At 49.8% G+C, this 18,015-nt stretch carries 20 protein-coding genes and 1 riboswitch; of the genes, 17 read left to right on the top strand and 3 right to left on the bottom strand.

Translation table 11 applies throughout. The features are described 5' to 3' along the window. The first annotated feature begins 7 nt into the window (after positions 1–7). Together LUCIF_RS05605 and LUCIF_RS05600 are read left to right on the top strand one after the other, a co-directional pair. Positions 8–1,051 (top strand): threonine aldolase family protein, encoded by a 1,044-nt coding sequence (locus LUCIF_RS05605; RefSeq protein ID WP_122626935.1) that lies wholly within the window; start codon positions 8–10, stop codon positions 1,049–1,051. 303 nt (positions 1,052–1,354) lie between these two features. Continuing rightward, a complete protein-coding gene (locus tag LUCIF_RS05600) occupies positions 1,355–2,002 on the top strand; it encodes a trimeric intracellular cation channel family protein (RefSeq protein ID WP_122626894.1) in 648 nt (215 codons plus the stop codon). Positions 2,003–2,020: 18 nt separating this feature from the next. Here the strand turns inward: LUCIF_RS05600 and LUCIF_RS05595 are convergent, their stop codons facing one another. Beyond that, positions 2,021–2,434 carry an OsmC family protein gene (locus LUCIF_RS05595; RefSeq protein ID WP_122626893.1) on the bottom strand — a complete coding sequence of 138 codons (414 nt, stop codon included), beginning with the start codon at positions 2,432–2,434 and terminating at the stop codon, positions 2,021–2,023. 216 nt (positions 2,435–2,650) lie between these two features. After that, positions 2,651–2,758, top strand: a riboswitch (TPP riboswitch). Positions 2,759–2,874: 116 nt separating this feature from the next. Between LUCIF_RS05595 and thiS the strand changes: the two genes are divergently transcribed. The 6 genes from thiS (at position 2,875) to LUCIF_RS05565 (ending at position 7,461) form a co-directional block, all read left to right on the top strand. After that, positions 2,875–3,075, top strand: a complete 201-nt coding sequence (thiS, locus tag LUCIF_RS05590; protein ID WP_122626892.1) for a sulfur carrier protein ThiS — start codon at positions 2,875–2,877, stop codon at positions 3,073–3,075. 5 nt (positions 3,076–3,080) lie between these two features. Beyond that, complete coding sequence (locus LUCIF_RS05585; RefSeq protein WP_122626891.1) at positions 3,081–3,875, top strand: thiazole synthase; 795 nt, start codon at positions 3,081–3,083, stop codon at positions 3,873–3,875. Then, complete coding sequence (thiH, locus tag LUCIF_RS05580) at positions 3,862–4,968, top strand: 2-iminoacetate synthase ThiH (RefSeq protein ID WP_122626890.1); 1,107 nt, start codon at positions 3,862–3,864, stop codon at positions 4,966–4,968. Before LUCIF_RS05585 ends, thiH begins: the two co-directional genes overlap by 14 nt. Before the next feature lie 7 nt (positions 4,969–4,975). Next, on the top strand, positions 4,976–5,626 hold the full coding sequence (gene thiF, locus LUCIF_RS05575; protein WP_207857057.1) for a sulfur carrier protein ThiS adenylyltransferase ThiF: 651 nt from the start codon (positions 4,976–4,978) through the stop codon (positions 5,624–5,626). Then, positions 5,623–6,276 carry a thiamine phosphate synthase gene (gene thiE / locus LUCIF_RS05570; RefSeq protein WP_122626888.1) on the top strand — a complete coding sequence of 218 codons (654 nt, stop codon included), beginning with the start codon at positions 5,623–5,625 and terminating at the stop codon, positions 6,274–6,276. Before thiF ends, thiE begins: the two co-directional genes overlap by 4 nt. A gap of 138 nt (positions 6,277–6,414) precedes the next feature. Continuing rightward, positions 6,415–7,461, top strand: a complete 1,047-nt coding sequence (locus tag LUCIF_RS05565) for a hypothetical protein (RefSeq protein WP_122626887.1) — start codon at positions 6,415–6,417, stop codon at positions 7,459–7,461. Between the two features lie 184 nt (positions 7,462–7,645). Here LUCIF_RS05565 and LUCIF_RS05560 read toward each other — a convergent pair whose 3' ends face one another. Both LUCIF_RS05560 and LUCIF_RS05555 read right to left on the bottom strand, forming a co-directional pair. Next, complete coding sequence (locus LUCIF_RS05560; RefSeq protein ID WP_122626886.1) at positions 7,646–8,011, bottom strand: GIY-YIG nuclease family protein; 366 nt, start codon at positions 8,009–8,011, stop codon at positions 7,646–7,648. A gap of 35 nt (positions 8,012–8,046) precedes the next feature. After that, positions 8,047–8,811 carry a DUF2087 domain-containing protein gene (locus LUCIF_RS05555; RefSeq protein WP_122626885.1) on the bottom strand — a complete coding sequence of 255 codons (765 nt, stop codon included), beginning with the start codon at positions 8,809–8,811 and terminating at the stop codon, positions 8,047–8,049. A 246-nt stretch (positions 8,812–9,057) separates the two neighbouring features. Between LUCIF_RS05555 and LUCIF_RS05550 the strand changes: the two genes are divergently transcribed. The 9 genes from LUCIF_RS05550 to LUCIF_RS05510 all read left to right on the top strand — a co-directional run bounded on the left by LUCIF_RS05550 (position 9,058) and on the right by LUCIF_RS05510 (position 17,832). Next, positions 9,058–9,987 (top strand): LysR family transcriptional regulator, encoded by a 930-nt coding sequence (locus LUCIF_RS05550; RefSeq protein WP_207857055.1) that lies wholly within the window; start codon positions 9,058–9,060, stop codon positions 9,985–9,987. A gap of 168 nt (positions 9,988–10,155) precedes the next feature. Further along, complete coding sequence (locus LUCIF_RS27275) at positions 10,156–10,338, top strand: ferredoxin family protein (protein WP_122626883.1); 183 nt, start codon at positions 10,156–10,158, stop codon at positions 10,336–10,338. Between the two features lie 85 nt (positions 10,339–10,423). Then, the gene (gene dsrA / locus LUCIF_RS05540; protein ID WP_122626882.1) at positions 10,424–11,617 is read left to right on the top strand and encodes a dissimilatory-type sulfite reductase subunit alpha; all 1,194 of its coding nucleotides are present in this window, start codon (positions 10,424–10,426) and stop codon (positions 11,615–11,617) included. Then, positions 11,610–12,671 (top strand): dissimilatory-type sulfite reductase subunit beta, encoded by a 1,062-nt coding sequence (gene dsrB / locus LUCIF_RS05535; protein ID WP_122626881.1) that lies wholly within the window; start codon positions 11,610–11,612, stop codon positions 12,669–12,671. Before dsrA ends, dsrB begins: the two co-directional genes overlap by 8 nt. A gap of 43 nt (positions 12,672–12,714) precedes the next feature. Continuing rightward, positions 12,715–13,515 carry a respiratory nitrate reductase subunit gamma gene (locus LUCIF_RS05530; RefSeq protein ID WP_165865901.1) on the top strand — a complete coding sequence of 267 codons (801 nt, stop codon included), beginning with the start codon at positions 12,715–12,717 and terminating at the stop codon, positions 13,513–13,515. Next, on the top strand, positions 13,481–14,821 hold the full coding sequence (gene dsrK, locus LUCIF_RS05525; protein WP_207857053.1) for a sulfate reduction electron transfer complex DsrMKJOP subunit DsrK: 1,341 nt from the start codon (positions 13,481–13,483) through the stop codon (positions 14,819–14,821). Before LUCIF_RS05530 ends, dsrK begins: the two co-directional genes overlap by 35 nt. Before the next feature lie 40 nt (positions 14,822–14,861). Further along, on the top strand, positions 14,862–15,179 hold the full coding sequence (locus LUCIF_RS05520; RefSeq protein WP_122626879.1) for a TusE/DsrC/DsvC family sulfur relay protein: 318 nt from the start codon (positions 14,862–14,864) through the stop codon (positions 15,177–15,179). Between the two features lie 123 nt (positions 15,180–15,302). Further along, entirely contained in the window at positions 15,303–16,244 is a 942-nt protein-coding gene (locus LUCIF_RS05515) for a hypothetical protein (RefSeq protein ID WP_126720578.1), read from the top strand. Next, a complete protein-coding gene (locus LUCIF_RS05510) occupies positions 16,231–17,832 on the top strand; it encodes a (Fe-S)-binding protein (RefSeq protein WP_122626877.1) in 1,602 nt (533 codons plus the stop codon). Before LUCIF_RS05515 ends, LUCIF_RS05510 begins: the two co-directional genes overlap by 14 nt. Positions 17,833–18,015 lie beyond the last annotated feature (183 nt).

Raw genomic sequence — 18,015 nt, 5'->3', positions numbered from 1 at the left:
GTACAAAATGTATAGTTTTAAAAACGACTACAGTGAAGGAGCCCATCCTAGAATAGTAAGGGCTTTGCTGGACACCAACCTGGAGCAGACGGAAGGCTATGGCGAGGATTCCTATACGGCAAGAGCAGTGGAATTGCTAAAGCAAAGGATCGGCCGCACGGATATTGAAATTCATCTCTTTGCCGGCGGTACGCAAACGAATCTCACCGCGATTTCAGCATTTTTACGGCCGCACGAGGCCATTATTGCCGCCAATACCGGTCATATTCTGGTGCACGAGACCGGAGCGATTGAGGCTACGGGGCATAAAATTATTTCCGTGGCGGTCAGTGATGGGAAATTGACTGCCGGACAGATTAAGACGGTTGTTGATAGTCATACTGACGAACATATGGTAAAACCCAGACTAATTTATATTTCGAATCCCACGGAAATCGGCTCGATTTATAAGAAGAGCGAACTGGAAGAGATCAGCCGGTTTTGCCGGGAAAATAATCTCTTTTTGTATGTTGACGGAGCACGGTTAGGTTCCGCTTTGTGCTCGGAAGAGAATGATATGGAACTTTCAGAGCTGGCGGCATGCGTTGATGCCTTTTATATCGGCGGGACCAAAAACGGCGCTCTTTTGGGCGAAGCGCTTGTTATCTGCCGGGATTCGCTGCAAGCGGATTTTCGCTTCCATATGAAGCAAAAGGGGGCGCTGTTGGCCAAGGGCAAGCTTTTGGGGCTGCAGTTTCTGGAACTTTTCCGGGACAATCTGTACTTCGAGCTGGCAAAGCACGCCAACGGAATGGCAGGCAGGCTGCGGCAGGCAATCAGCCTTGCCGGCTATTCTTTCCTGACAAGGTCTCCTTCCAATCAAATCTTTCCGATCCTGCCCAATGAACTGATTGCCAAGCTGCAGGAGAACTATTCCTTTTATGTGTGGGAGAAAGTTGATGACGACAGCTCAGCGGTCCGTCTTGTCACTTCCTGGGCTACTCCGGAGAGTGCGGTTACGGCATTTATTACGGATTTGAAAAAGTGGGTTCCGGATAAAAATGGCGGATAATCAATAATTTTTCAATTGTTAACTACGCTGGATTGCCAGAAGACAAGAAATTTAAGGAAATCTATAAAAATGGTCTTAAACGAGTTGCTTTTTTTATAAAAGTAGTGTATTCTAATTTTGGGGACTACCACGGGTGGTGCCGTGGTAGGAGGGTGACTAAAGGCGGGCAACGGCGAGAGCAGATCGGAAAAGGCTCTCGCCGTTGTTTTTTATGGAAAGTATACAAAAGAAAGCTTCCGAAAGACCGCGCGAAGCGGTCTTTCTTGAGCATTTGTAATAATTTAAGTTGGGAGAGCATGGAACATGACAGCCTGGAGTGTATTAGAGATTACGGGGGTGGCTGCTTTTGCTGTTTCCGGGGCGCTGACGGGAATCCAAAAGAAGCTTGATATTTTCGGCGTGCTGGTATTGGCCGTAACGACGGCTATTGGCGGCGGCGTGCTGCGGGATGTGATTATAGGCAATACGCCCCCGCTAACTTTCCGGGATCCTACCTTTTTCGTCATTAGCGCCGTTTCAACCATTGGCGTTTGCTTTACCTATCGCTGGATACATAAATTCCAATATACCATACAGATCTTTGATGCCATTGGCTTAGGATCTTTTACTGCCACCAGTGCCAATCTCGCCATACAGCATGACCTGAATACACTGTTCATCGTAACGACCGTGGCGGTTATTACGGGAATCGGCGGCGGCGTTATAAGGGATGTATTTGTGAAAGAAATTCCTTATGTTTTCCGGCAGGAGGTCTATGCAATAACGACAATTGCCGGCGCTGTGAGTTTCTATTATTCCCAGTTTTATTTACCCGGCAATACGCCTTTGTATCTTTGTTTTGGCATTACCACGGGCATGCGGCTTTTTTGTATAAAATACAGACTCAACGTTCCGGTTCTTGGCAATAGTTCGAAGGCTGTGCCGCCGGGCAGCCGCAGTCCCGGAACCTAAAAAGAGAAAGAAGCGTATTTATTCACCACGGTAGGTAAAGGTCACGGTTTTTTTTATATCCGGATGAAGGCTGTTGCCAACCGGACATTCTTTCGGTGCCAGCTCGATGATTTTCCGCTCTTTGGCGCTGTATTCATTATGAGGCAAAATGATTTCCGCATTTAATTCCACCACCCGGCGGGGATTGGTGCCCATTACCTTAGTAATATGCATTTCGGCGCCGTCAATCGTAAAACCGTGAGTCTGGGCTGCAATTCCGATAATGGTCAGTACGCAGCCGCCATAGGCTGTAGCTAAGAGGTCGGTGGGTGAAAACGCTTCTCCCCGGCCGTGATTGTCCGTGGGAGCATCCGTAATTAATTGGCTGCCGGATTGTAAATGCACCGACTCGGTGCGTAATCCTCCTAAATATTTCGTTTGCACGGTGGCCATAGAAATTACCCCTTTCTTACTATAATTTGGCTGAGAGCTTCAATTTAAACAATAAATTCTCTGTTTGCCTATTTTCTCCTCCCGAGGAGAAAAGCGGAATAATTAAAAAAAGAACTATAAAATTTAAGTTCAAATTGGAAGATAAAGTAATTTTTAACCGCCTGCTGTTCTTGACAGCCCGGAATTAAGGCCATACAATAAAGATAATTTAAGATGCGCTGTTACTGAGGGAGCTCATGTTATGGGCTGAGAGTGTGCTGTAAGCACAGACCTCCAAACCTGATCGGGATAATGCCCGCGTAGGAAAGGTAGAAAGCCAAAAATTTTTGACGTACCTTCTTAGCGGGGGGTGCGTCTTTTTATTTTATAAAAGACGCAAGACTGAACTTCGGGGGCGAAAGGGGCAACGCATAGTTTGAAAAAAAGAGGAGGTGATGTGAATGGACATTGTAGTTAACGGCGAGCGGCAGAGTATGGATGCCGGGGTTAATATTGAGAAGTGGCTGGAGCAAAAAGGCATCTTGGGCCGGCACATGGTGTTGGAGCTGAATGAACGCATTCTGGTGCGGGAAGAGTGGTCAAAAACAGTGCTGCAACAAGGGGACTGTTTAGAAATTATTACATTCGTCGGGGGAGGTTGATTAGAATGGAAGAAAATTGGAAAATCGCCGGTAAAACCTTGCGGAGCCGGTTAATTGTCGGAACGGGAAAATATGCGGATCAGAGCATTTTACCGCAAGTCATGCAGGCGGCTGAGACCGATGTTGTGACGGTGGCGGTCAGAAGAATGAATTTGGCCGGTATGCCGGAAAATATTATGGATTCGATTCCAGCGGATGCGGTGTTGATGCCCAATACTTCCGGAGCCCGGAACGCGGCCGAGGCAGTGCGGATTGCCAGATTGGCCAAAGCGGCTGGCTATGGTGACTGGATTAAAATTGAGGTAATTGGTGATGCCCGGTATTTACTGCCGGACAATCAGGAAACGATTGAAGCAACCCGGATTTTAGCGGCGGAAGGGTTTACGGTATTTCCTTATATGAATCCGGACCTTTACGCCGCCCGGGCCTTGGTAGCGGCGGGAGCGACGGCAATTATGCCACTGGGAGCGCCTATCGGCAGTAACCGTGGCCTAGAAACGCAGGCAATGCTGCGTATTTTACTGGCGGAATTGCCGGATATGCCCATTATTGTTGATGCGGGGATCGGCCGCCCGTCGGAAGCAGCGGCGGCAATGGAAATGGGGGCGGCGGCAGTTATGGTTAATACGGCCATTGCTTCGGCTAAGGAGCCGGTAAAAATGGCGGCGGCATTTGCCAAGGCGGTAGCGGCGGGAAGACTGGCATACCTGGCCGGACCGGGCAGCCGGCGGGAAACAGCGGTTGCTTCCTCACCGCTGACAGGATTTTTGCGGAGGGAACCAAATCATGAACAATGTTAAAGAATGGCTGCAAAAATATGACGAATTGGACTTTGCCGGATTTTTCCGGCTTTGTACGGTAGGGGACGTTGACCGGGTGCTGGCCAAAGACCGGTTGTTGCCGGAAGACTACCTGACCTTATTGTCGCCGGCGGCCGTCGAACGCCTGGAGGAAATGGCCTGCCGCGCCCAAGCGGAAACAATCAAATATTTTGGCCGTACCGTTCAGTTATTTGCCCCGATTTATGTATCCGATTATTGTATTAATGCCTGTGTATATTGTGGCTTTAACCGGTCAAACCATTTTACAAGGCGGCAGCTTACCCTGGAAGAAGTCGAGAGGGAAGCCGCGGCAATCAGTGCCGGCGGTATCCGCCATATTCTCCTGCTGACGGGAGAAGATCCGGCGAGATCCACGGTTGCCTATATGGTGGATTGCGTAAAAATTTTAAAGCATTATTTTAGTTCCATCAGTATTGAAGTCTATGCCTTGACCGAAGAACAATATAAACTGTTAGTTGACGCAGGCGTTGACGGAATGACCATGTTTCAGGAGGTCTATGAGGAAGCTAAATATAAACCGCTTCATCCGGCGGGACCGAAGCGGGATTTCCTGTTTAGACTCAATGCGCCGGAACGGGCCTGCCGGGCCGGGATTCGCACCATTACCGTCGGTGCTCTCCTGGGACTTGTACCTTGGCGGCAGGAAGGATTTTTTACCGGTCTTCATGCCGCTTATTTGCAAAGCCGCTATCCGGCGGTGGATGTTCAGTTAGCCATTCCCCGCCTGCGGCCATGTACCGGTGGCTATCAAACAAGGACTCCGGCCGGGGACGTAGATCTGGTGCAGTATGTTCTGGCTTACCGCCTTTTTATGCCTCACAGCGGTATATGCATTTCTACCAGGGAGCGGAGTGAACTGCGGGATCAAATGATTAAACTTGGGGTGACGAGAATGTCGGCGGGGGTATCCACCGCCGTGGGGGGCTATAGTGAACAAAGCCGGGACGGGCAGTTTGAGCTGGCCGATGAGCGCAGTGTGGCGGAAATCAGCAGCATGCTGAAGAAAAACGGATACCAGCCCATTTTTCAAAATTGGCATTACTCGTTATAGAGCAGCAGTGAAAAGAGAAGGTGAACATATGATTTTCCGGACGGCCCTTGAGCAGTACTTATCACCAGAGCAGCTGTCAGTTCTCGGCAGCGTTAAGATCGGGATTGCCGGTGCGGGAGGACTGGGGTCAAATTGTTCCGTTTGCCTGGTTCGCAGCGGATTTCGCAGATTCCGTATTATTGATTACGATTGCGTGGAACCCGGCAATCTTAACCGGCAATTCTTTTTTCCCGACCAGATCGGTATGCCGAAAGTGGATGCTTTAGCCCAAACGTTACGGCGGATTGAACCGGACCTCGAATTGGAACTGATTCGGCAAAAGATTACGGCTGAAGATGCCGGCGGTTGGTTTCAGGACTGTGATGTGGTCTTGGAATGTGTCGATGTTGCCGCAACGAAAGCATTGCTGGTAGAGCAGTATGCGCCAACCGGTAAATTAGTAGTTGCCGTTTCGGGAATTGCGGGCTGGGGAGAGAGTGACCGCCTGCGGGTGCGGAACAGGGGCGGCAATTTATATCTTATCGGGGATGAAACAAGCGGGGTTGACCGGCTGCCGCCGCTGGCTCCTTTAGTTACCGCGGCAGCGGCCAAACAGGCCGATATTGTATTGGCCCATATACTTGATCGACTAGAAGACAAGAAAGGAAGAGGAAGATGAATTTACGTTGCGCGGCAATGCAAAAGCTAATCCAGGCGGATTTGTACGGCATTACGGATGCGCCGCATTCCCGGGGCAGGTCGACAATGGAAGTGGCGGCGTCTATGCTGGCGGCGGGAATTACGGTGATCCAGTACCGGGAAAAGGATAAAAGCCAGCGGCAAAAGTTTGCAGAATGCCAAATTCTCCGCGATATGACGCGGCAGGCCGGAGCACTGTTTATCGTCAACGATCATCCGGACCTGGCTTTATTGACGGCAGCGGACGGAGTTCATATCGGGCAGGATGATTACCCTCCCGGTGAAGTCCGCAAACTGATTGGTCCGGATATGATTCTGGGTTTATCCACCCATGCGCCGGTGGAAGCGCAACAGGCGCAGCAAGAGGACGTCGTTGATTATATTGGGGTCGGCCCCCTGTTTGCAACCCGGACTAAGCGGGATGTCTGCCAGCCCGTAGGATGGGATTATCTGGATTATGTGGTTCATAATATCCGGCTGCCATTTGTGGCGATTGGCGGCATAAAAATGCATAATATCCGGGAGGTTGCGAGCCGTGGTGCCCGGACGATTGCCCTGGTGACGGAAATTACCGGTGCCGGGGATATTGCGGTAATGGTCAGGAACTTGCGGCAGCAATTGAAAAACTGACTAATAAAAGAAATTTTGTAGTTGAATAATGGCGAAAAAAGTTTTAAAATGAAGGTTAGTGTAATTTTGTGAACGGAATAACAAATCTGCAGGCATAAAATGTTTTTCGTGTCGGGCGAGTCAACTTAGGGGTACATAATGAAGTATGTAGTAAGACTGGTTTTAGCTTTCATAATGGGGTTTATTATCCGGATGCCGGTTGTTGCGGCAGACGGGCCACAAACATTGGATATAGATAATCTGCCGGAATGGAGAATGACAACGAGTTCCGACAGTTGCAAACTCCTGTTGTCGGACAGCCCGGAAATGGCGGCCGACGAAGGCATTCTCTATCAGGACGAAGTCAAGGGGAACGTCCGTTTGTTCTTTTATCACGTCAATGCCGCCGCTACCGCCAAGCGGATGGCGGTTGTTCTGGAAAACAGCGGGCCGGAAACGGCGCATGTCACGGTCCGGCAATACGGTTTGGGCGGACCGGGGTACATATGGATGGAAGTGGGTAAAGAGGCGATGACGGCATATCTTCATGGCAGTGCTCCTTATCAACTTGCTGTGCCCCCCCGAAGCGGCGTGCCACTGTCGGCGGACATAAGTAATACGGCGGTTCTGCCCAATATGCTGCTTAACGGTATTTTTGACTTTGCGACCGACCGTCCGGTAACCGTCAAAGTCATAATGATGCCGTTATTTGCGGACAGTGTCGATTTTGCCCGGCAGGCCAAAGTCTTACCATCTGACGAGTATCACTTACGCGGCACCTTTGAAGGGGCGAACCGGCGGCTTGTTCCAATCCGGACCTACGATACGGTTCTCGATGGAGTGATGGGGTTGACGCTGGCCGATAATCTAATCGACCCATATCTGAAGGGAATTGATGCCACAGATGGCAGTCCGGTTGTAGATTATGGCAACTATGGCGTGGTCTACCGGATTTTTCTTCCTTCCCAGGGCCGGAAAATTGCCTATTACTTGACACCGCTGGGCGGGGATTACGCGGGAGCCATAAAGATAAAGTACGGCAATACAGACCGGGGACCGGTGGCTACCCCGCCTGGCAGAATCTCGTTTGGAGACAATGAGTATGCTCTGCTTGGCACTTTTGACAGCAACAATTCGCTCTGGCTGACGTTCAGCCCGCCGGGAGCCTCCAATCTGCCGGTAAAACTTATTATTATGCCGCAGTGAACGGGGACTCTTTCAAAAGTAGACCGCTCGGCTTGAAGAACATATCGCCAATAGCCTGAATAAGACGAGAGGGACAGGATTTTTTAAAAAAATTCTGTCTCTCTCGTTTTCTTACTATTTTTTGTTAAAGTGCTTGCAAAAGAAAGTATTTCGGTACTGGGTAGGGGTTAATGACTCCATTTTTTTAAAGAGTCTTTTTTCGGGTGTTATATCCTTTTTCAGCAAAAGGCTGCAATTTATCCAGCCACTTTTTTTCCAGAGCCGTGACGGCCCGGCGCCACTCTTCCTCCGGCACTTCGGTTGCTTTGATGGTTTCCAGAACTTCGAAATGAAATGCATCGGGACCGTGTAAATTCAAGTCTGCCTGAATCACTTTATTGATAGGGCTTCCTAATTTAAGCTGAAAAAGGAAACTATTCTTTTTTCCCGGCAGATTCAAGCTGCTGCCAACGAGAATTTTGCCGTTAACCGCATTTTTAATCTGATATACACCCATAGGAGGCGGACTTTGCTTATAGGCTAGTTTGAGCTCTTTTTTTCTGTCTGCCATTTTATTGACTCCTTTGTTATTTAAAATTTTGAATGTTACAATTTGACCCAGTAGGAACTGCCGTCCTGAGTCCGGTCCATAAAGCCGTAGTCTATTAAATTGCGGCGCAGCAGGACGTAATCGTCATAAAACTTTTTTAGAATCCCGTTGACTTCTTTTTCGGTGTAGTTCTGGTTTGGCTCAAAATATTTAATGAGATGCCGCAAAATGGCGACCCGTTTTTTCTCTTTGCCGGGAAACGAATCAAGGGGCCCATCCGGGCCTTGTTTAAAATGGGCCTGCAGGATTTTTTCGTTTTCTTCTTCCGTAATGGCGAAACGGTCGTCGACTTGTTTCGAATTGCGCGGAATTTCAATAAAGGCGTCCTTTTTCGGCACCTGTTCGCCCAGTAGTTCCATAATGGCCAGGAAAATTTTAGCCTGCTTTTGTTTTTCCCGCAGACTGAAACGATGATTGCGAATGGTTGAGGTACTGCCCGTGCCGAGCACTTTTGCCGCCTCGTTGTCGCTAGAGCCGGCGTAGAAAAGCTCCAGAATGCTTTTTTGGTGGTCAGTCAGCCCGGTTAACTTTTTATCCAGATGGATGAGAACGTGGAAAGGGGATTGATGGCTCTCGGCGATGTGGATTTTGATGTACCGTTTGGCTTCGTATAAGCGTTCATCCCACGAATAGATGATACCGTCGGCGAAACGTTTGCCGCAGGTGAGGCAGATGAATTCGCTGCTGGCCTGGTCATACACATAGCCCTGCTTAATTTCGGCGAGGGAAGCCTGCCAAAATAGATCGGATAGAGTGGTCATCCTATAAACACCTCTAAATTTGTTTACTATATTTATAGACATTATATGATATTATCTACGAAAAGTCCAGATTGCCATTGGTTTTGTCCGCGGAAATTTAAATATGTATATTTTGGAAGAACAGCAGGGATCAACCCGTTGGCTGCGGAAAGAAAAGATCATATATAAGTGATTGGCGGGAGGTGGGAATTTTCTCCTGACAAAATGACATGAGCGACTGCGGAAGGATCGTACTCCGGATGAGTAATGAAACGCAAAAACGGTTGGATGGAGGAAAGTATGCTTGATGTTCAATTGCAAATCTTTAAGTGTGTAGTAGAGAAGGAGAGTTTTTCCCTGGCGGCACAGGAATTGCATTTGACTCAGTCTTCGGTCAGCCAGCAGATTCATGCGCTGGAGTGTTATTACGGCGTGAAACTGTTTGACCGTCTTTATCGACGGATTCGCCTTACGGCAGCGGGCGCAGCGCTTTATCCCTATGCCGTTGAATTAGAACGCTTGTATCAAGCGACGAATAAAACCATGCGCGGCTTGATGGATATTACCGGCGGCCGGTTGGCTATCGGTGCCAGCCTGACCGTTGGTGAATATCTTTTGCCAAAGATTTTGGTTGAGTTTAGCTGTCTTTATCCTTTAGTCAATATTTCCATGACCGTTGAAAATACGGAAAAGGTAATCGCCAACGTGCTCGACGGCAGTATCGACCTGGGATTTGTCGAAGGGTTGTATGAACCCATGCCGGTTTTGGCCGACAGACGCTGTGGCGGTGACCGGGTGGTGGTCGTAGCGCCGCCAAAGCATTTTTTAGCGCATAATAAAGTGAATCCGTTAGCCAGCCTGATGGATGAGCGCTGGGTATTGCGGGAACCTGATTCCGGGACCCGGCGGGTTTTTGAGGAATTTGTCAACCGGCATGGATATAATGCCGCATCGCTTAAGATTGTTATGGAATTAAGCAGTTCGGAAGCGATCAAAAGCGCTATAAAGGCGGGGCTTGGCTTAGGCGCGATATCCTGCCTGGCCGTAGAGGATGATTTAAAGCGGGGGGAACTGATTACGGTTCCGCTGAGTGAAGGCGAGATTACCCGGAATTTTATTATGTTACATCATCGCGAAAAATTTCAGACCCGGGCGGTGGAAAAGTTCAGCTCTTTTGTAATGGAAAATATTACATGATATTCGGCAAGGTCTGTAAACTTGCTATTAGAAATACCGATGATTTTCATCGGTATTTCTAATTTTACAGGGGGTGGGCAATAAACTACAATAATAATTGGAATTGTGAAAAAATTTTCATTTGGTTGATTACTTTCCGGGATACCAGAACGGCGAGGAGGTGAAACGATGTTTGTCGTAACAGTCGATTCTGGTTTGTGCCAGGGATGCGGCGAATGCGCGAAAGGGTGCCCGGTACAAATGTTTACTGTACTTAACGGAAAAGCACAGGTCAGCGAAGATGAATGCCTCGGATGCCAAAGCTGCGTGAGTTTATGTACTGTTGGAGCGATTTCGGTAGACGAGTATTAACTCACATTTTCTTTCTCAGGAATGATTGTCGAATAGCAGAGGATTGCGAAAAGCGGGATTTAAAGAAACGGAGGAGTGAGACACAATGGATGAGAAAAAGACTCCGTTGTTGGATGAGCTGGAAAAGGGTGATTGGCCTAGTTTTGTGACTGAGATCAAGCGGGCAGCCGCCAAAAATGCAAGTGCCGCGGATTTACTGGCGCAATTGGAAACTTCCTACGAGAATAAAGAAGGTTATTGGAAACATGGCGGGATTGTGGGTGTGAAAGGATATGGCGGCGGAGTGGTCGGGCGCTATTCGAGCCAGCCGGAAAAGTTTCCGCATGTGCGGGAATTTCATACATTCCGGGTAAATCAACCGGCCGGATTCTTTTATACGGCGGAAAAATTGCGGCAAGTCGCTGCCATTTGGGACCAATACGGCAGCGGGCTGTTTAATTTGCACGGGTCAACGGGAGATTGCATCCTGCTGGGGACAACGACGGAAAACCTGCAGCCCTGCTATGACGCGTTGACGGAATGCGGTTTTGACCTCGGCGGCAGCGGCAGCGCCATGCGGACATTATCCTGCTGCGTCGGACAGGCGCGTTGTGAAAAGGCCTGCATCGACAGTATGAATATTATCCGGGAATTAACGCTTCATTACCAGGACGCCATCCACCGGCCGGCCTGGCCTTACAAGTTCAAGATCAAGGTATCGGCCTGTCCCAATGATTGCGCCGCCGCTTCGGCCCGTTCCGATTTGGCGGTAATCGGTACTTGGCGGGATGTGCTGGAGATGGACCAGGATGCGGTCCGGGAAGCGGTTGACGGCGGCTTTGACATTTTTAACCGCGTAATTCGCAAGTGTCCGACCGAAGCGCTGGAATGGGATTCGGGAAAAAGGGAGCTCAAAATTACCGCAGAGGATTGTGTCCATTGCATGCACTGCATAAACATGATGCCCAAAGCGCTTCATATCGGCCGTGAGCGTGGTGCTACCCTGCTTATCGGCGGCAAGGCGCCGGTTGTGAAAGGGGCAATGATCGGCTGGGTGCTGGTTCCTTTTATTAAAATGGAACCACCTTATACCGAATTTAAAGATTTGGTTGACAAAATTACGGACTGGTGGGCCGATCACGGCAAAAACCGGGAGCGCGTCGGCGAACTGATTGAGCGCATGGGGTTGAGTGCTTTCCTGGAAGCGGTCGGGCTGGAGCCCTTGCCGCAGATGGTGCATGCCCCCCGCAGCAATCCTTATATTTTCTGGAAGGCAGAGGAGGTGGGAAGTCATGGCTAGAACTGATTTTGGCCCTCCCGATTATCAGGAGCTAATACCGCCCATTATCAAGGAAAACTACGGGAACTGGAAATACCATACGGTTCCGCGGCCGGGGGTGCTGCGGCATGTCAGCTATAGCGGCGCTGTTCTGCATTCCGTCCGGGTGGCTTCTCCCCGGTTGGTGAGCAGTGACTGGGTTCGGGACATTTGCAATATTGCCGAAAAATACTGTGACGGCTATTTGCGGTTTACAACCCGGAATAATGTGGAGTTTTTGGTGGCCGATGAAAGCAAGCTGCAGCCGCTGCTTACGGAGCTGGATGATAAAGACTTTCTAATCGGCGGGGTCGGCGTTTCGATAAGTAATATTGTTCATACCCAAGGCTGGATTCACTGTAAAAGCGCGGTGACCGACGCATCCGGTCTGACGAAAAGCATCATGGATCAGATGACGGATTATTTTACCGGCAAGGTTAAAGTACCAGCCCGCCTGCGGATTGCCGTAGCCTGCTGCGTCAATATGTGCGGCGCCTGCCACTGTTCCGATATTTCTATCGTCGGTATTCATCGCACAATTCCCCGGGTCAATGACGAAATGGCCAGCCGGGTTTGCGAAATTCCCAATACAATTGCCGCCTGTCCGACAGGAGCCATTCGGCCCAATCCCAAAGTGAAAAGTGTGATTATCAATCCGGAAAAATGTATGATGTGCGGCAACTGTACGGCGGTCTGCCCGGCTATTAAAATTATGGACCCGGTGAATGACGGTGTATCGATCTGGGTCGGCGGCAAGGTGTCTAATGCCCGTACAGCGCCGATGTTCTCGCGCCTGGCTATCCCCTTCATTCCTAATGAGCCGCCACGCTGGACTACGGTTACGGAGGCGGTGAGAAATCTCGTCGACGTATGGCGAACCAATGCCCGGGAAGGAGAACGGATGGGAGAATGGATCAATCGTATCGGCTGGGAGCGTTTCTTTAAATTAGCCGATATTCCCTTTACGGATAAGCATCTTGACGATTTTACCTATGCGAAGACTACCTTCCGGTCGACGACGCAGTTTAAATTTTGATTATCCGCTTTGGTGAGCCGGAAAGATGGCAGGGGGTTTTGGCATGTTGTTTTTTATCGGGCAAGTGTTCCCTTATATAGCGGCTGCCGTGTTCATTATCGGTATGAGCCGGCGGGTGATCGTCTGGCTGAAAGCACCGGTGCCGTTTCAACTGACCTTGTTTCCGGCGCCGGAGACTACGGCTGGCCGGGTACTGGCTCTAGGCAGGGAAACGCTGCTTTTTCGGAGTTTACGGCGCGGTGATAATGGCTTGTGGTTTTGGGCATGGCTGCTGCATGTTTGTCTGGCGCTGATTGTCGTTGGCCATATCGTTGGGATTTACTACCTGACCCACCAGTTTACTATGGTTGGCTTGTCCGACGCGGCCAGCACCCGGTTGTCCGTGTTTTTGGGAACGGTGTCCGGGACTGGACTGTTTATAGCCTTGCTGGTTCTGTTATACCGGCGAACGGCGGTCGAAGAAGTAAAGCGTCTGTCTGATCCGGCTGATTTTTTCGATTTACTGTTGCTGCTTTCGGTTGTGGTGACCGGCATGCATATGCGGACCGTCACGGAAGTCAATCTGGTGCCGATTCGCGCCTATTTGGGCAGTTTGTTCCTGTTTCATCCGCTGCCTATACCCTGGGAGCCCATTTTTATCAGCCATTTCTTTTTAGTAAATCTATTGCTGCTGTATTTCCCTTTTTCCAAACTGGTGCATGCAGCCGGCTTTTTTGTCAACCGGACCATGTTGATGGAGAATGCTCCTGTTTATCCGACGCGGACCGGGATTGTCCGTGATGTCCGGGTTATAAAAGGAGGTGCCGGTCATGCTGAAAATCCCCCTCAACATTGCCAAGGATAAAGATGCCGCCGCCATTGGCTTTGCGGCTGTTCCCGCAGCGGAACAGCCATCCCGGGCGTTAAAGGAAATGGAGCATCTGAAAAATTCGCTGCGGTCGCTGATGGTCATGCTGGAAACCTGCACTAAGTGCGGCCGGTGTGCGGAACAGTGCCATAGCTATCTGGGAACGCAGGATTATAATAATGTTCCGGCCGCCCGGGCCGAACTAATGCGGCGTGTTTATAAACGTTATTTTACCCTGGCGGGAAAAGTTATGGGCCGGTTCGTCGGAGCGGCCGATTTTGACGGGGAAACGATTGCCAGGTGGATAACCTATTTTTATCAATGCAATGAATGCCGCCGCTGTTCGTTGTTTTGTCCTTTCGGCATTGATACGGCCGAAGTGACCATAGCCGCCCGGCACATCCTGTCTCAGTTGGGAATTATGCCGAAATTCATGCAAGGTATTGGCGCCAATATGGCGAAAACGGGCAATAATATGGGGCTTCCCCCTCTCGCCATTGCCGATACGGCTGAATTCATGGAAGACGAGATGCGGGAAGAAACGGGGCTTGATATTAAAATTCCCGTTGATAAGCCGGACTCGGATGTGCTCTATATTCCCTCTTCCGCCGATTTTTTCACCAATGTAGATACGATGATCGGCGCGGCGAAGCTATTCTACTCTCTTGGCTTTAACTGGACCATTTCGTCCGAAATTTTAGAAGCGGCTAACTTTGGTTTGCTCTTTAATCTGAATACAATGCGCGAACAGAATCAGCGTCTGAAAAGAGCGGCTCAAAAGCTGGGAGCCGGGCTGGTTATCCAGGGTGAGTGCGGGCACGGCTGGCGGGCGGCAAAAATGTATACGGAAGGGGCCAGCGGCCCGGTACCGTTTGAACTCAGGCACATTCATGAAATTACGGCCGAACATCTCGCCCGGTTACCGTTAAAGAAGCTGAATTTACGGGTTACCCTGCATGACCCTTGTAATTATGCGCGCGGCGGCGGGATTATAGAACAACCGCGCCAAATATTGCGGGCCATTGTCACCGATTTCGTGGAAATGACACCGAACCGGGAGGAAAATTTTTGTTGCGGCGGCGGTTCCGGTTTGCTGATGGATGAAATGAAAGAAATCCGCATGCAGCTGGGCAAGAAAAAGGCCGAACAGGTGAAAGCATTAGGAAGACTGGATTATTTAGTAATTCCCTGTTCAATTTGTAAAGCGCAAATGCCGGCCGTCATGGAATATTACGGTATGGCCGACTTAAAAATGGGAGGATTGATGGATTTAGTCGGCCAGGCCCTAGTGCTGAGTCCATGATTTTTAGAAGAAACATAAACAGATAGGGAGGTCTTGTTATATGAGCAATGTCCAAATAAAAGGAGCAGCAGTCGAACTGGATGAGGATGGTTTTTTGGTGGATCCGGCGAACTGGAGTGAAGATGTGGTCGCTTTCTTTGCGACCCAGGAAGAAGTTGGCGAATTAACGGAAAATCACTGGAAAGTCATTCATTACCTTCGGGATTATTTCCAGAAATTCGGCGTCGCTCCTATGATTCGGAAGTTATGCAAAGACACCGGTTTTACTTTGAAAGAGATTTATGAAATGTTTCCATCGGGTCCGGCCAAAGGGGCCTGTAAATTGGCCGGTCTCCCCAAGCCTACGGGCTGCGTGTAACGAAGCAGAATAATCCTTGCCATTGCTTTGTAAGTACGGGTCCGGGCCGGTGCCTGGCCCGTGCTTATATTACCCGGACAAGAAACCGCCCGGGAAATTTTAGCTGTGCATGGGGTGATGATAATGGGAATCAGTTGGTTTATCGGCGGTCCCTTTCTTTATATTGCCGTGGTCGTGTTTCTCTATAAAACGGTGCTGACCGTTTGGGGGTATATTACCATGCCGCGGCATCTGCGGTGGGATATTTATCCGGTTCCCCACCAGGGAAGAATTGGCTCTAAATATCAACAAGTGGACTTTACAGGTCTAAAACCGCCTGTTTTTTTTATGGATGAACTGAAAGAAATGCTGCAGGAAATGTTGTTTATCAAGCGGGCATGGGTCAATAATCCCCGGGTCTGGAAAGGCAGTTTTCCCCTGCATATGGGTTTTTATTTCGGCTTTGCCTGGATCGTATTGATTGCAATTGGCGCCGTCTTTGAGCTGAACGGCCTGCCCGTAGCGGCGGCTGCGCCGCTATGGGGTCGACTGCTTTTTTATTTGACCCTTGCCGCCGGTTCTATCGGTTTTGCGGCCGGCTTGGGCGGGAGTCTGGTTTTACTGTGGCTGCGCACGACGGATGAGGACATGCGCTATATGTCCGACTATGTCAGCTATATTAATTTAGGGTTGATGATTCTTTTATTTGGCTCAGGACTCGCTGCGCTGCTTTTTGCCGATCCATCCTTTGCTGTTGACCGGGCTCACATGGCCGGGCTGCTTACGCTCAGGCCGGCAGCGGTGAAGGAGCCGCTGCTCCTATTTCGCATGCTGATTTTTGGCCTTTTTTTACTGTATCTGCCTTTTAACCGGATGATGCATTTTGTCGGCAAATATTTCTTTTATCATGATATTATGTGGGACGATGCCTCAATGAAACGCGGCAGTGCCATGGAAACGGATGTTGCCGCTTACTTGAATTACCGGGTTACCTGGTCGGGAGCCCATGTCCGGCAGGGAGAGTCCTGGCTTGACCAGGTTGCCGGCGAGGCGTCAAGGGAGGAAGATCAGAATGAAAAGGAATAGGCCGTTGCGGGAATTCGGGTCGGAGGATGTATTTTCGCCGCTGGTTCCGGCCGATATCAGTCCATTATATCCGGAAGAAACCATCCGGTTTAAACAACTGAAACCGGAAATACGGGAGAAGTACGATTTTTCGCTGGATGGCTTTTCCGCTCTTAGTTTACCCATCCCACAGACCCGGGAAGAGGAAGCGGCCATTGTAAACAGCTTTTTACGGGGATTGGAAAAACTGTTTCAAAAAGAAAACAACTGGGGGTTTCTGCTGCCGGTAACGTTAAGCAACGAATACTGCATGCAATGCAATACTTGTAACGAGGCTTGTCCCATCTACATAGAAAGTGGGCGACAGGAGATTTACAAGCCTAATTTCCGGCCGGAAGTGTTACGCCGCATTATAAAGCGGTATTTCAGCCCCTGTGGCAAATTGCTTGGCAAATGGGCCGGGGCCGATTTAGAACTCAACTGGCGGGTGGTATATCGCCTGGCGGAATTGGTCTACCGCTGCAGCATCTGCCGCCGCTGCGCCTCCGTATGTCCCATTGGCGTGGATAATGCGCTGCTTTCCCGGGAATTGCGCAAAGTTTTCAGTCAGGAAATGGGCCTCGCGCCGGACGGCGTGCATAAGTCCGGTACTGTTCAGCATATGAAAACCGGCTCGTCAACCGGCATGACCCCTCTGGCATTTAAGGATAACATTGAGTTTATTGAAGATATTATCGAAGAAAAAACCGGCCGGAGAATCACGATTCCACTGGATAAGAAAGGGGCCGATATCCTGCTGATCCATAATGCGGGGGAATATCTGGCCTGGCCGGAAAATCCGGCGGCTTTTGCCATTCTTTTTGAAGCGGCCGGTTTAAATTGGACCCTTTCCAGCGAGATGATGGGCTATGAAGGAGTTAATTACGGCGTCTGGTATGATGATATCCAATTTTCCCGTATCGCGGTGGCGCAAGTCCAGGCCGCTAAAAAACTGGGCGTGAAAAAGATTGTTGTCGGCGAATGCGGCCATGCTACCAAAGCGATGCTGACCATTGCCGACCGGCTCCTTGTCGGTGATATGGCCATCGCACGGGAGTCTTGTCTGCCGTTGCTGGCCAGTATAGTGACCAGCGGTGCCGTTCGCTTTGATCCGTCAAAGAATAGTTTTCCCGTAACCTTGCATGATCCCTGTAATATGGTACGGTTAATGGGAATTGTGACGCCGCAGCGTACGGTCTTAAACCATATTATGGCGCCAGGTTATTTCCGGGAAATGCCGGACGCGGGCACGGGCAACTATTGTTGTGGCGGCGGCAGCGGCTTTGCTATTATGAGCTCACAGAATTTTCCTGACTGGCGCAATAATGTGGCAAGCCGCCGGAAGGCACGGCAAGTGCTTGCGGCGTTTCAGGATGTACTGGATCCGGCTATTCCAAAATACTATTGCGCTCCCTGCTCCAATTGCAAGGGGGCGGCCCGGGACGCGCTGATCGAACATTATGGCTTCCGGGATAAATATAATATCATCTACGGCGGTTTAGTGGAACTCATGGTGAACGCTATGGAGGATATTCCTCAGCCTTATATATCCTGGGAAGAAGAGTTTTAAAAAAATGGCATTGGAAACCAGTACAGGACTGGATCTTCCAATGCCATTTTTTTTAATAGAAACAGAGGATTCGGGCCCTTAACCACCGCTTATGAAAAGACGCTCCTTCTGTTAAGGTGGCCGCCCCAAATGATTTTCAGACGGATTTTCCTGTGCCCTGCGCTAGGAGTTCCGAGCCGAAAG

The organism is Allolucifera butyrica, assembly GCF_900476375.1.
Classification (GTDB): Bacteria; Bacillota; Negativicutes; order Sporomusales; family UPPP01; genus Lucifera; species Lucifera butyrica.
This window is presented reverse-complemented; position numbering and strand designations above follow the sequence as displayed.